This is a genomic window from Streptomyces sp. NPDC044719 (assembly GCF_056433405.1).
The window spans coordinates 235,885-249,744 of the sequence record NZ_JBWKHE010000003.1; the positions used below are offsets into that span (position 1 = coordinate 235,885).

A 13,860-nucleotide genomic window follows, 5' to 3' on the forward strand; every position below is an offset into this window, starting at 1 on the left:
ACACACGTCAACCACGGAGAAAGGTTCCAGGTCCGGCCATGGCGCTCACGCTCTACGTCGACACCGCGCGCTGGCGTGCGCACCACAAGCACGTGCAGGATCAGTTCCCTGGGCTCGTCCCGGTCTGCAAGGGCAACGGCTACGGCTTCGGGCACGAGCGGCTGGCGGAGGAGGCCACCCGGCTGGGCTCGGACGTCCTCGCCGTCGGCACGACGTACGAGGCCGCGCGCATCAAGGACTTCTTCGGCGGCGACCTGCTGGTGCTGACGCCGTACCGGCGCGGCGAGGAGCCGGTGCCGCTGCCGGACCGGGTCATCCGCTCGGTGTCGTCGATAGACGGCGTCTACGGCCTGGTCGGCGCCCGGGTGGTGATCGAGGTGATGTCCTCGATGAAGCGGCACGGCATCAGCGAGCAGGACCTCGCCCAGCTGCACGCCGCCATCGAGAACGTCCGCCTGGAGGGCTTTGCCATCCACCTGCCCCTGGACCGCACCGACGGCTCGGACGCGGTCGAGGAGGTCATCGGCTGGATGGACCGGCTGCGTGCGGCCCGGCTGCCCCTGCACACCATGTTCGTCAGCCATCTCAAGGCCGATGAACTCGCCCGTCTCCAGCAGCAGTTCCCGCAGACCCGGTTCCGTGCCCGCATCGGCACACGGCTGTGGCTGGGGGACCACGAGGCCACCGAGTACCGCGGCGCGGTCCTGGACGTCACACGCGTCGCCAAGGGCGAGCGCTTCGGCTATCGGCAGCAGAAGGCGGCCTCCGACGGCTTCCTGGTGGTCGTGGCGGGCGGTACGTCGCACGGGGTGGGTCTGGAGGCCCCCAAGGCGCTGCACGGCGTCATGCCGCGCGCCAAGGGCGTCGCCCGCGCCGGCCTCGCGACGGTCAACCGGAACCTTTCACCGTTCGTCTGGGGCGGCAAGCAGCGCTGGTTCGCCGAGCCGCCGCACATGCAGGTCTCGATCCTGTTCGTGCCCTCGGACGCGCCGGAGCCGAAGGTCGGCGAGGAGCTGGTGGCCCATCTGCGGCACACCACCACGCAGTTCGACCGGCTCATGGACCGCTGACCGGCGCGGTGCCCTGACTCGCACAGCGCAGCAAGAAGGCCGTACACGGTTTCCGTGTACGGCCTTTCGCTGTACTGCCTTCCGCCTCGTTCGCTCAGAGCGAACCGCCGGTCGCGTCGCGTTTGCCCCACTGGACCTGCGCCCCGCCGAACCGAGCGGTCATGTGCCGCGAGGGACGGGCCGCCGGGCCGAGGACGAAGACGTCCTCGGCGCCGTCGAGCACTCCGCCCGAGGGATCGTCGTCGCCGGACCGGCGCACCGGATCCCGATCCGGCATGAGGATGTCGCGCACGATCATGGCGCACAGGTACAGCGTCCCCAGCAGATGCAGACCGATGGCCCAGTGGTAGCCGTCGGTCGGCAGGCCCTTGTGGGCCTCTCCGCTGGTCGTGTACGCGAGGTACAGCCAGATCCCCAGGAAGTACGCCACCTCGCAGGCCTGCCAGATCAGGAAGTCCCGCCACTTCGGCCGGGCGAGGGCGGCCAGGGGAACCAGCCACAGGACGTACTGCGGCGAGTAGACCTTGTTGGTGAGGATGAACGCCGCGACGATCAGGAAGGCGAGCTGGGCGAGCCGCGGGCGGCGCGGGGCGGTCAGGGCGAGCGCCGCGACAGCCGCGCAGCACACCAGCATCAGCAGGGTGGCGAGCGTGTTCACGGTGTCGGTGCTGAGCGGGTCGTCCGAGTTCTGGCCCATGATCAGCCAGAAGGAGCCGAAGTCGACGCCCCGTTCCTGGCTGAAGGTGTAGAACTTCGACCAGCCCTCGAACGCGAAGAGCATCACCGGCCCGTTCACGACGATCCAGGCGACGATCGCACCGCCCAGAGCCGTCCCGAAGGCACGCCACCTGCCCGCGCGCCAGCACAGCACCATCAGCGGCCCGAGGATCAGGAAGGGATAGAGCTTGGCGGCCGTGGCGAGCCCCAGCAGGACGCCGAAAGCAAGGGGGCGGCCACGTGACCACATCAGCATCGCCGCGGCCGTCAGTGCGACCGCCAGCAGGTCCCAGTTGATGGTCGCCGTCAGCGCGAAGGCAGGTGCCAGAGCCACCAGCAGACCGTCCCAGGGGCGCCGGGCATGGGTACGGGTCACGCAGACGGCGATGACCGACGCACACACCATGAGCATCCCGGCGTTGACCATCCAGTACCACTGCTCCTGGAACTGGATGGTGCCGCTGCCGGGCGTGAGCCAGGCGGCGACCTCCATGAAGACACCGGTCAGCACCGGGTACTCCAGGTACTGCATGTCACCGGGGAGCCGGTCGAAGTACGGCACGAGCCCGTCGGCGAAGCCGCGCCCCTGGTAGAGGTGCGGGATGTCCGAATAGCACGCGTGCGTGTACTGGGAGCTGGCACCGAAGAACCAGGCTCCGTTGAAGCAGGGCGCCTTCTGGACCAGGCCGAGAGCGAACATGCCGATCGCCACCAGCGCGATCACCCGCACCGGAGTCCACCGGGACGCCCCGATCAGGGCACGCCGCCCCAGCGGGCCGCCGATCAGCTCGCTGCCGGCCGCGGCGACCTCGTCCTCCTTGGTCGGCCGCACCGGGTCCGGCTCGTGGACGCTCGATTGCGTCGATTCTGCACTGGGCATGCCGCACATCCTGCCGTACGTCTCTATCAAAACGCCGAGGGCCGCCGTACCCGAGTGGGTGCGGCGGCCCATGTTTCACGTGAAACAGCTTCGCGTTTCACGTGAAACACCCAAGCCGGGCGATCGGTCGGCTATCCCTCGGGGCCTCCGAAGATGCCTCCGTTGCCGTTTCCTCTGCTGCTGCCACCGTTCTCGCTCGTATCCGTTGGCGAAGGCGAGTTGCTCGGCTCTCCGCCCGTGCCGCCGTTCTCCGTTCCACCGTCTTCCTCATCGCAGCCGAAGAAGCCGCAGGTGTCGGTGGGCGAGGGCGACGGAAGCGACGGCGTCTCGCTGGGCGTGGCGCTCGGCGACTCGGGCGCGGTCTCGCTGGGCTCCACACTCGGCGTCGGCGTCGGCGTCGGTGCGCCCACCGCGTCCTGGATGTCGCCGATCTTCTCGGGCTCCGGGAAGCCGAGGTCCGGCTTGCCGTTCAGCGCGGCCTTCATGTACTCGGTCCACACCAGCGTGGGGACGTCACCACCGTGGATGGACACCTCGCCCGCCGTGCCGTTCATGGAGAGCAGTTTGGCGCTCTTGGGGTCCTCACGGAACATCGCGACCGAGGTCGAGAGCTGCTGGGTGTAGCCGACGAACCAGGCCGACTTGTTCTCGTCCGTGGTACCGGTCTTACCGGCCGCCGTACGGCCCAGGGACAGCGCGTTCTTACCCGTACCGTTCTGGATGACGTTCTCCAGAACGTTCGTGACGTTGTTCGCCACGTTCTCGGGCATCGCCTGCGTGATCCTCGGCTTCTCGAAGCCGGGAGCCTCCTGCCCGTTGAACTTGACGCTCGTCACCGAGTACGGAGCGGCCTGCTTCCCAGCGGCGGCGAACGTCGCGTAGGCGTCGGCCATGCGGATCGCGCTGGGAGTCGACGTACCGAGCGCGAACGACGCGTTGAGGCCGGCGAAGCTGCTGTCCAGAATGCCGGCCTTCTCGGCCAGGTCGGCCACGTTCTTCATCCCCACGTCCATGCCGAGCTGCACGAACGGGGTGTTGACGGACTGCTCCATCGCCTTGCGCAGGGAGATGTAACCCCACGGGCGATCACTCTCGTTCTCCTGGAAGAAGGGCGTGTTGTCCTTCTTCATGACGTAGGAGCCGTCGTTGTTCCTGATCTTGAGATGGTCGTTGCCGTTGTACTTGCTGAGCGGCGAGAGGGGACCGTCGCTCCGGTAGGTGCCGTGCTCCATGGCGGCGGCGAGCACGAACGGCTTCCATGTCGAACCGACGGGGACACCCGAGGTGTCCGCGTTGTTGTTGAAGTGGCCGTTCTCGTAGCCCGCGCCACCGTAGAGCGCGACGATCGCGCCGTCCTTGGGCTTCACCGACGCCGCACCGAACTGGACGTGCTTGTCCAGCTCACGCTTCTCCGGGTCGAGTTTCTCCTTCTCGACCTTCTTGACGGCCTTGGTCAGCGCTTCGACCTTGGACTTCTCGAAGGTCGTCTTGATCTGGTACCCGCCCTGGTCGAACTGCTTCTCCGTGATGTTGGAGTGGTTCAGGACGTACTTCTTGGCCGTGTCCGCCAGGTAGCCGATCTGGCCGCTCATGCCCTTGGCCGCCTTGCGGTCATCCGGCATGGGGTACTTGCTGATCGCCTTCTGGTACTCGGCGTCCGAGAGCTTGTTGTCGTTGTGCATCTGCTGGAGGATCCAGCCCCAGCGGTCCTTGGAGCGCTTGAGGTTGTCATCCTTGCTCGCCGAGGTGTCGAGGCTCTCGTTGCCCGCGGGGTCGTAGTACGTCGGCCCCTTGAGCAGAGCGGCCAGGAAGGCGCACTCGCTCGGCTTGAGGTCGACCGCGTCCTTGCCGTAGTAGGTCTGGGCGGCTGCCTGGATGCCGTACGCGCCGCGGCCGTAGTACGAGGTGTTGAGGTATCCCTGGAGGATCTCGTCCTTGGTGAGCTTCGTGCCCACCTTGATCGAAATGAACATCTCCTTGAACTTACGGGTGACCGTCTGGTCCTGGCTCAGGTAGGTGTTCTTGACGAACTGCTGGGTGATCGTCGAACCACCCTGCGTGTCGCCGCCCCGGGCCATGTTCGCCAGAGCCCGGGCGATGCCCATGGGGTCGACGCCCGAGTCCTGGTAGAAGCTCTTGTTCTCGGCCGAGATCACCGCCTGCTGCATGGCCTTGGGGATTTTGTCGATCGTGACGTTCTGCCGGTTCTGGCCACTGCCGGTCGCGATCATCTGCTGGCCGTTGGCCCAGTAGTAGACGTTGTTCTGCGACAGGGCGGCAGCGTTCTCCTCGTTGGGGACGCCCACCATGGCGTACCCGATGCCCGCCACGGCCACCAGGCTTCCGAAGAAGCCGATGCACAGTCCGGAGACGAGCCTCCAGGACGGCATCCAGCGCCGCCAGCCGTACTTACCGGCCCGCGGATAGTCGATCAACCGCTTCTTGTCGTACATGACCGCGTGCCCTGCGCCCCGCCCGGGCCCGCTCGGCCCGCCGGGAGCGGCACGCCGGCCGCCACGTGTCGGTTCGGCCGCTCTGCGGCGGCCGCCCCCACTTCTCTGCGCCGCACGCCGGGCCTCAGCACGGCCGCCGTACTGGCGCTCCTCACCCCCCGAGTCGTAGGAGTCCGACCCATAGGAGTCGGACGGAGACCCGGTGGCGCCTCGCGGTGCCGCGCGGCGGCCGGAGGACGAGCCGGACTGGCCGCGTCGGATCGCGGCACGTCCGCCTCCCTGCGGCTGCGGCGGTTTGCGACGGTGCTCGCTCATCGAACGACTACTCCTCGGGCAGGCGCACCCCTGCGCGCCTGGAAACGGCAGCTTGTTTCCGGTCCCCCCGAAGTACGGATGCGGTCGGCTTGGTATTCATCGGTCCCGCATGCACCCGTACTACACCAAAGACGAGGACGCCCTCAGGCGTCCCACGGTTCCCGGTGATGTGCATGGCGCACAGACTACGCACCGCCAAAACCTGCCGTGGACCGAAGTTCACCCCAAAACAGGCAACTCACGTCTGACGAATCGGTGATGTGACCCCGTTCACCACACCCCCTCTTGTCGCATCCGCAAGGCCGTTCTATCGTCGTGATGTATCGAGTCGATACATCAGCCCGACACATCGGACCGAGACATGGGTACCGCGGGAGAGAGGAGGCGACGATGAGCCGGCGTTCCGGGATCCTCGAGTTCGCCGTACTCGGCCTGCTCCGCGAATCTCCGATGCACGGCTATGAGCTGCGCAAACGACTCAACACATCACTGGGTGTGTTCCGTGCGTTCAGCTACGGAACGCTTTACCCCTGCCTCAAGACGCTGGTCGCGAACGGCTGGTTGATCGAGGAGCCGGGGAACACCACCGAGGACGCCCTCGCCGCCCCCCTCACGGGACGGCGCGCCAAGATCGTCTACAGGTTGACGGCGGAGGGCAAGGAGCACTTCGAACAGCTGCTCTCGCAGACCGGGCCCGACGCGTACGAGGACGAGCACTTCGCCGCCCGTTTCGCTTTCTTCGGGCAAACCTCACGCGATGTGCGCATGCGCGTGCTCGAAGGCCGCCGCAGCCGGCTGGAGGAGCGCCTCGAGAAGATGCGCGTCTCCCTGGCCCGGACCCGGGAACGGCTCGACGACTACACGCTTGAGCTCCAGCGCCACGGGATGGAGTCCGTGGAGCGCGAGGTGCGCTGGCTGAACGAGCTCATCGAGAGCGAGCGGGCGGGGCGGGACCTCAACGGTTCCTCCTCCGGAGAGCCCGCTTCGCGAGACACCACCACTGGAGCGTCGGGCGGCCTGCCCCGGCCGGGGGACGACCCCCGGCCGGATACGCCCGACGACACCGCCACGTGAGAGCCCCCTCAAGGGCCTCACTCATACACACAGGGAGCAACCGGAATGGGTTCGGTTCGCGTAGCCATCGTCGGCGTGGGCAACTGCGCCGCATCGCTGGTACAGGGAGTCGAGTACTACAAGGACGCCGACCCGGCATCCAAGGTGCCGGGCCTGATGCACGTCCAGTTCGGCGACTACCACGTCCGTGACGTCGAGTTCGTCGCCGCGTTCGACGTGGACGCCAAGAAGGTCGGTCTCGACCTCGCGGACGCCATCGGCGCCTCCGAGAACAACACCATCAAGATCTGCGACGTGCCCAGCACCGGCGTGACGGTCCAGCGCGGCCACACCCTCGACGGCCTCGGCCGGTACTACCGCGAGACGATCGAGGAGTCCGCCGAGGAGCCGGTCGACGTCGTCCAGATCCTCAAGGACAAGCAGATCGACGTCCTCGTCTGCTACCTGCCGGTCGGCTCCGAGGACGCGGCGAAGTTCTACGCCCAGTGCGCCATCGACGCCAAGGTCGCCTTCGTCAACGCCCTTCCGGTCTTCATCGCCGGCACCAAGGAGTGGGCGGACAAGTTCACCGAGGCGGGCGTCCCGATCGTCGGCGACGACATCAAGTCCCAGGTCGGCGCCACCATCACGCACCGCGTCATGGCGAAGCTGTTCGAGGACCGGGGCGTCGTCCTGGACCGCACGATGCAGCTGAACGTCGGCGGCAACATGGACTTCAAGAACATGCTCGAGCGCGACCGCCTCGAGTCGAAGAAGATCTCCAAGACGCAGGCCGTCACCTCCCAGATCCGCGACCGCGAACTGGGCGAGGGCAACGTCCACATCGGCCCGTCCGACTACGTGGCCTGGCTGGACGACCGCAAGTGGGCCTATGTCCGCCTCGAGGGCCGCGCCTTCGGTGACGTCCCGCTGAACCTGGAGTACAAGCTGGAGGTCTGGGACTCCCCGAACTCCGCCGGCGTCATCATCGACGCCCTGCGCGCCGCGAAGATCGCCAAGGACCGCGGCATCGGCGGCCCCATCCTCTCCGCGTCGAGCTACTTCATGAAGTCCCCGCCCGTGCAGTACTTCGACGACGAGGCCCGCGAGAACGTCGAGAAGTTCATCAAGGGTGAGGTCGAGCGCTGACGCGCCGCAACGAATCGCTCCTGCCAGGGCTGTGAGGGTCCCCGGGTCGTACGACCCGGGGACCCTCCCCGTATGTGAGGCTGTGCCCCATGGCCGTCGTCCGTGACCTGCGCGTCCTGTTGCGCTTCCAGGGCTTCCGGCGTCTGCTCGCCATGCGCCTGCTCTCCCAGGGCGCCGACGGCGTGTACCAGGTCGCGCTCGCCGCGTACGTCGTCTTCTCCCCGGAGAGGCAGACCTCGGCCGCTGCGGTCGCCTCCGCGATGGCGGTGCTGCTGCTCCCGTACTCCCTCGTCGGCCCCTTCGCCGGTGTTCTGCTGGACCGCTGGCGGCGCCGCCAGGTCCTGCTGTACGGCAGCCTGCTGCGCGCCCTGCTGGCCTCAGTGACGGCGGTGCTGATGCTCAGCCCCGCTCCCGACTGGCTCTTCTACGTCTCCGCCCTGTGCGTCACGGCGGTCAACCGATTCGTTCTCGCCGGCCTCTCCGCCGCCCTGCCGCGCGTGGTCGACGCCGAGCGGCTGGTCATCGCCAACTCCCTCTCCCCGACCGCCGGAACCCTGGCGGCCACCGCGGGCGGCGGCCTGGCCTTCGTCGTCCGACTGGTGGTGGCGGACTCCGACGCCGCCGTGGTGCTCGTGGCAGCAGGGCTGTACCTGTGCGCGGCTGCGGCATCGCTGAGCATGGCTCGGGAACTCCTCGGCCCCGACCGCACCTTGGTGCCCGAGCAGCTCGGGCCCGCTCTCACCGGCACCGCCCGCGATCTGGTGGCCGGCGTACGTCACCTGGCCGCCCCGCAGCGCAGGGAGGCCGCCTGGGCACTGGCGGCGATGGCACTGATGCGGTTCTGCTACGGCGCCCTGCTGGTCATGCTGCTGATGCTCTGCCGGTACGCGCTCACCTCGACCACGGACGACGGACTCGCCCTGCTGGGGCTGGCGTTGGGCGTCTCAGGCGCGGGATTCTTCGCGGCGGCCGTGGTGACGCCCTGGGCCGCTGGGCGGCTGGGGCCGGGCCGCTGGATCGTCGTGTGCGCGGGGGCCGCCGCTTTGCTGGAGCCCGCTCTCGGGCTGCCGTTCGCCACCATCCCGCTGCTGGTCGCGGCCTTCGTCCTGGGGCTGACCACCCAGGGCGCGAAGATCGCCACCGACACCATCGTCCAGTCGTCCGTGGAGGACGGCTTCCGTGGCCGGATCTTCTCGGTCTACGACGTCCTCTTCAACGTCTTCTTCGTCGGCGCCGCCGCCGTGGCGGCCCTGATGCTGCCTCCGGACGGCCGATCCGTGGCGCTGGTGATCACGATCGCCGTTATCTACGCGGCGGTAGCGGCGGCTATGGCCCGGTTTGGCCACCGGTAAGTGTCACATCAATGACACAGAGCCACTCCTGACTACTGGGTTGTCAGTGGGGCCCGATAACTTACGTGCATCTTATCTCGCGACATGTTCGCGTCATTCACCATGTACTAGAGGGACCCCCGAATGACCACTCCGCCGCCCCAGGGCAACCCGTTCGCACAGAACCAGCCCGCTGGTCAGCCCCAGGCTCCGTACCCGCCGCAGGGCGGCTACCCCCAGCAGCCCGGACAGCCCGGCTTCCCGCCACAGGGCGCTCCGTACGCCCCGGTCCCGCCGCAGCCGTCCGGCCGCAAGCTCAGCTTCAAGACCATCAAGAACATCGTGATCGTCATCGCGGTGGCGGGCATTGCCATCGGCGGCTGGATAACCAGCCGGGACGACGCCAAGACGGCGGCCGTGGGCGACTGCATGCACCGCGGCAGCACCAGCGACAACAACCCGGACCTTGAGGTCGTCAAGTGCAGCGACGCGAAGGCTCAGTACGTGGTGCTGGCCAAGATCGAGGGCTCGTTCCTCACGGACACGCTGGCGTCGAGCAAGTGCGAGTCCGAGGCCAAGGACTTCCAGTACTCGTACACCGAGAGCGGTGACGGCAAGGACTTCCTGCTCTGCCTGAAGGACAAGAAGTAAGGCAGGGACAGATCAGGGGCGGTGTTTCACGTGAAACACCGCCCCTGATCCATTCCAGCGGGGTCATGTTTCACGTGAAACATGACCCCGCTTCACAGCCTCAGCCGTCCTGCCCGGCCCACCACTCCTTGAGCGCAGCCAGCGCGGCATCGTGCTCCATCGGCCCGTTCTCCAGCCGCAGCTCCAGCATGTGCTGGTAAGCGCGGCCGATGACCGGACCGGGACCGACGCCGAGGATCTCCATGATCTGGTTGCCGTCGAGATCCGGGCGGATGGAGTCCAGCTCCTCCTGCTCCTGAAGGCTGGCGATCCGGTCCTCCAGGCCGTCGTACGCACGCGACAGGGCCGTTGCCTTGCGCTTGTTTCGAGTGGTGCAGTCCGAGCGGGTCAGCTTATGGAGGCGGTCGAGGAGCGGGCCGGCGTCACGGACGTAGCGGCGGACCGCCGAGTCCGTCCACTCTCCGGTGCCGTAGCCATGGAAGCGCAGATGGAGCTCGACCAGACGCGAGACGTCCTTCACCAGCTCGTTGGAGTACTTGAGTGCCGTCATGCGCTTCTTGGTCATCTTCGCGCCGACCACCTCGTGGTGGTGGAACGAGACCCGGCCGTCCTTCTCGAAGCGACGGGTGCGCGGCTTGCCGATGTCATGGAGCAGGGCGGCCAGGCGGAGCGTCAGGTCGGGACCGTCGTCCTCCAGCGCCATCGCCTGCTCCAGGACGATCAGGGTGTGGTCGTAGACGTCCTTGTGCCGGTGGTGCTCGTCACGCTCCAGGCGCAGCGCGGGCAGCTCGGGCAGCACACGGTCGGCGAGGCCGGTCTCGACGAGCAGCGTCAGGCCCTTGCGCGGGTACCGGGACAGGACCAGCTTGTTCAGCTCGTCCCGCACCCGCTCGGCCGAGACGATCTCGATACGTCCGGCCATCTCCGTCATCGCCGTGACGACCTCCGGGGCGACCTCGAAGTCGAGCTGAGCCGCGAAGCGCGCGGCCCGCATCATCCGCAGCGGGTCGTCCGAGAACGACTCCTCCGGGGTGCCAGGAGTGCGCAGCACCCGCGACGCGAGGTCCTCGAGCCCGCCGTGCGGGTCGACGAACTCCTTCTCCGGCAATGCGACGGCCATCGCGTTCACGGTGAAGTCACGGCGGACGAGGTCCTCCTCGATGGAGTCGCCGTACGACACCTCGGGCTTGCGCGAGGTCCGGTCGTAGGCCTCCGAGCGGTAGGTGGTGACCTCGATCTGGTAGCCGTCCTTCTGGGCGCCGACGGTGCCGAAGGCGATCCCGACCTCCCAGACGGCGTCGGCCCAAGGGCGCACGATCTTGAGTACGTCCTGGGGACGGGCGTCGGTCGTGAAGTCGAGGTCGTTGCCGAGCCGGCCCAGCAGCGCGTCCCGCACCGAGCCGCCGACCAGGGCGAGTGAGAACCCGGCCTCCTGGAATCGGCGGGCGAGGACATCGGCGACAGGAGCGACCCGCAGCAGTTCACTCACCGCACGGTGCTGCACCTGGCTGAGGGCACTGGACGTTTCTTCGTTGGCGTTCGGCACAACAGAAGAGGGTACGTGGCCCGGGCGGCCATGAGCTCCCCCTATTACGCGTGCGGACTCGTCCGTGAATAGACGCACAAGAGCCGCCCTTGAGATGTAAAGAACCGCTCCCTTTTATACGGTCACATACCGGGCAGGGCGGTGCTCGCCCGCGATCTTGTGGAGCGGACCGCGGCACTTCCCCTCAGCGCGCATCGTTACCATGCGTGGACGCACATTCCGACGACCACTGACGACGACGAGGGACGGGCGAAGCGCGTGGCCGACGCGGCAGACTTCCAGGGGACCAGTGCCTCACCGGCCCGCCGGTGGCTCCGGCGCACCGGGGCACTGCTCGCCGGTGCGCCCCTGCTGGCCGGGCTGGTCCAGCTGCCCGCCGCGGCGCCGGCGGACGCGGCCGGACAGGAGGCCCCGCAGGCGGCCGCCGGCGCGGGCTCGGTGTCCGTCGCCGTCGACTCGCTCAGCCCCACCGCCCCCTCCGAGGGGGACACGGTGAACGTGTCGGGCACGGTCACCAACAACGGCAAGCAGCCGGTCACCGACGCCCACGTCGATCTGCGGGTGGGCCCCTCGCTCGACACCCGCTCCTCCATCGACGCCCTCGCCAAGAAGAGCGACGCCGTCCAGGGACCCACCGGCAAGGCGGTCGGCGGCAAGTACAGCGAGAAGTTCTCCAAGCTCACCCCCGGCGTGGCCGAGCCCTTCAACATCTCCGTGCCGGCCGACGAGCTGGACCTCGGCCCGGACGGTGTCTACCAGCTGGCCGTCGCGCTCTCCGGGGAGACCTCCGCGCAGCCCTGGGACCAGGTCCTGGGGGTCCAGCGCACATTCCTGCCGTGGCAGCCCGAGGAGGCCGGCACCAAGACGAAGACCACGTTCATGTGGCCGCTCACCTCCACCGTCCACATGACGGCCGAGACGGGGTCGAACGAGCAGCAGACGCCGGTCTTCCGCAACGACGACCTCGCCGAGGAGATCGCTCCGGGCGGCCGTCTCGACCAGATGGTGTCGCTGGGCAAGGGTCTCGACATCACCTGGGTGATCGACCCGGACCTGCTGGCGTCCGTCGACGCGATGACGCGGAACTACGAGGTCAAGGACGAGGACGGCACCACCACTCCCGGCCGGAACCAGGCGGTCGCCAAGCAGTGGCTCGCCGAGCTCCAGCAGGCCGTCACGGGCAAGGAGGTCGTCGCCCTGCCCTTCGGCGACCCGGACCTGGCCTCCCTCGCCCACAACGGCACGAACGTCACGGGATCGCTGAGCCACCTCAAGGAGGCCACCGACGTCGTCGACGACACGGTGGAGACGATCCTCCACGTGACACCGTCCACCGACTTCGCCTGGCCCGCGGACGGCGCCGTCGATCCGTCGATCGTGAAGGTCGCGACTTCCGCGGGCGCCGACAAGGTGATCGCCCGCAGCGACAGCCTCCAGGACAATCTGTCGTACACGCCGTCGGCGGCCCGGCCCGTCGGAGGCGGCACCACGGCGGTCGTCGCGGATGCCAGGATGTCCACGGCGTTCCAGGGCAACCTGACGAAGGCCTCCGCGTCCACGCTCGCCGTGCAGCGCTTCCTGGCCCAGAGCCTGACGCTCGGCCTGCAGACCGGCAAGCAGCGCAGTGTCGTCGTCGCTCCGCAGCGCATGCCCTCCGTGAGCCAGGCGCAGGCCATGGCCGAGGCGCTGGCGACCCTCCAGAGCGGCACCTGGTCCGACTCTCAGGACCTCGCGGACGCCGCCAAGGCCAAGCCGGACCCGGCGGCCAACACCAAGGTGCCATCGACCTCCGCATATCCCGCCTCGCTGCGTAACCAGGAGCTGCTTCGAGCCGGCTTCGAGCAGATCGCGAGGACACAGGGCAAGCTCGACCGCTTCAAGGTGATCCTCACCGACCAGTCCCGGGTGGTGACCCCCTTCGGGCGGGCCATGAACCGTGAGATGTCCACGTCGTGGCGTGGCCGGGGCGTGGCGGCGGCGGGGTACCGCGACGGTGTCGAGTCGTACCTCGACGGGCTCACCGATGGGGTCAAGCTGATCGAGAAGTCGGAGACCAAGCTCTCCGGCCGCAGCGCCACGATCCCCGTGACCGTCCAGAACAACCTGGTCCAGGGCGTCGAGCACCTGGAGCTGCGGCTCACGTCGAAGAACCCGACGCGCCTGAAGATCGGCGACGACGCCTACGAGGAACAGCGCGTCACGGTGAACGGCGGCCACAGCCAGTCGGTGAAGTTCAACACGTCCGCCAACGCCAACGGCCGGGCCGAGGTCGTCGCCCAGCTGTACACCGAGGACGGCCAGAAGTACGGCGCCCCCGTCACCTTCGACGTGAAGGTCACCGAAGTCACGGCCACCGTGATGCTGGTCATCGGCGGCGGTGTCCTGCTCCTGGTCCTCGCCGGCTTCCGTATGTACACCCAGCGCAAGCGCGCCGCCGCCGGCGAGACGGGCGAGGACGGCACCGCCGGTACGGACGACGACGCCGACAGCCCGCAGAGCCCGGTCGGCGCTGCGCAGAACCCCGAGGCCCCCGGCGACCGTCTCAAGCAGGAGACCGGGGCCGGACCACGGGCAGAGGGCCCGGAGCAGCCGAGTGACCCGGCCCCGGACACCGCAGCGGAAAGCGCCGACCCGTCCGGCACGGGTGAGAGAGTGGACCGTTAGATGTCGTGGCCGGTGGGCCGGGGACGATGAG

The 13,860-nt window shown here is 68.2% G+C and carries 9 protein-coding genes; 6 read left to right on the forward strand and 3 right to left on the reverse strand.

What is annotated here, in order from left to right; genetic code table 11:
• The first annotated feature begins 38 nt into the window (after positions 1-38).
• The gene (locus AC07DF_RS12630) at positions 39-1,070 is read left to right on the forward strand and encodes an alanine racemase (RefSeq protein WP_478969862.1); all 1,032 of its coding nucleotides are present in this window, start codon (positions 39-41) and stop codon (positions 1,068-1,070) included.
• A gap of 94 nt (positions 1,071-1,164) precedes the next feature.
• On the opposite strand, the gene AC07DF_RS12635 is transcribed toward AC07DF_RS12630, so the two are convergent.
• Both AC07DF_RS12635 and AC07DF_RS12640 read right to left on the reverse strand, forming a co-directional pair.
• Positions 1,165-2,676 (reverse strand): glycosyltransferase family 87 protein, encoded by a 1,512-nt coding sequence (locus AC07DF_RS12635; protein WP_478970955.1) that lies wholly within the window; start codon positions 2,674-2,676, stop codon positions 1,165-1,167.
• 122 nt (positions 2,677-2,798) lie between these two features.
• Positions 2,799-5,435 carry a transglycosylase domain-containing protein gene (locus AC07DF_RS12640; RefSeq protein ID WP_478969864.1) on the reverse strand — a complete coding sequence of 879 codons (2,637 nt, stop codon included), beginning with the start codon at positions 5,433-5,435 and terminating at the stop codon, positions 2,799-2,801.
• A gap of 390 nt (positions 5,436-5,825) precedes the next feature.
• On the opposite strand from AC07DF_RS12640, the gene AC07DF_RS12645 reads away from it, so the two are divergent.
• The 4 genes from AC07DF_RS12645 to AC07DF_RS12660 all read left to right on the forward strand — a co-directional run bounded on the left by AC07DF_RS12645 (position 5,826) and on the right by AC07DF_RS12660 (position 9,619).
• Positions 5,826-6,509, forward strand: a complete 684-nt coding sequence (locus AC07DF_RS12645; protein ID WP_478969866.1) for a PadR family transcriptional regulator — start codon at positions 5,826-5,828, stop codon at positions 6,507-6,509.
• A gap of 45 nt (positions 6,510-6,554) precedes the next feature.
• On the forward strand, positions 6,555-7,637 hold the full coding sequence (locus AC07DF_RS12650; RefSeq protein ID WP_478969868.1) for an inositol-3-phosphate synthase: 1,083 nt from the start codon (positions 6,555-6,557) through the stop codon (positions 7,635-7,637).
• An 89-nt stretch (positions 7,638-7,726) separates the two neighbouring features.
• Positions 7,727-8,989, forward strand: a complete 1,263-nt coding sequence (locus AC07DF_RS12655) for an MFS transporter (RefSeq protein ID WP_478969870.1) — start codon at positions 7,727-7,729, stop codon at positions 8,987-8,989.
• Positions 8,990-9,112: 123 nt separating this feature from the next.
• Complete coding sequence (locus AC07DF_RS12660; protein ID WP_478969872.1) at positions 9,113-9,619, forward strand: LppU/SCO3897 family protein; 507 nt, start codon at positions 9,113-9,115, stop codon at positions 9,617-9,619.
• A 100-nt stretch (positions 9,620-9,719) separates the two neighbouring features.
• Here the strand turns inward: AC07DF_RS12660 and AC07DF_RS12665 are convergent, their stop codons facing one another.
• On the reverse strand, positions 9,720-11,165 hold the full coding sequence (locus tag AC07DF_RS12665; protein ID WP_478969874.1) for a CCA tRNA nucleotidyltransferase: 1,446 nt from the start codon (positions 11,163-11,165) through the stop codon (positions 9,720-9,722).
• A 258-nt stretch (positions 11,166-11,423) separates the two neighbouring features.
• On the opposite strand from AC07DF_RS12665, the gene AC07DF_RS12670 reads away from it, so the two are divergent.
• On the forward strand, positions 11,424-13,829 hold the full coding sequence (locus AC07DF_RS12670) for a DUF6049 family protein (RefSeq protein ID WP_478969876.1): 2,406 nt from the start codon (positions 11,424-11,426) through the stop codon (positions 13,827-13,829).
• Positions 13,830-13,860: the final 31 nt, after the last annotated feature.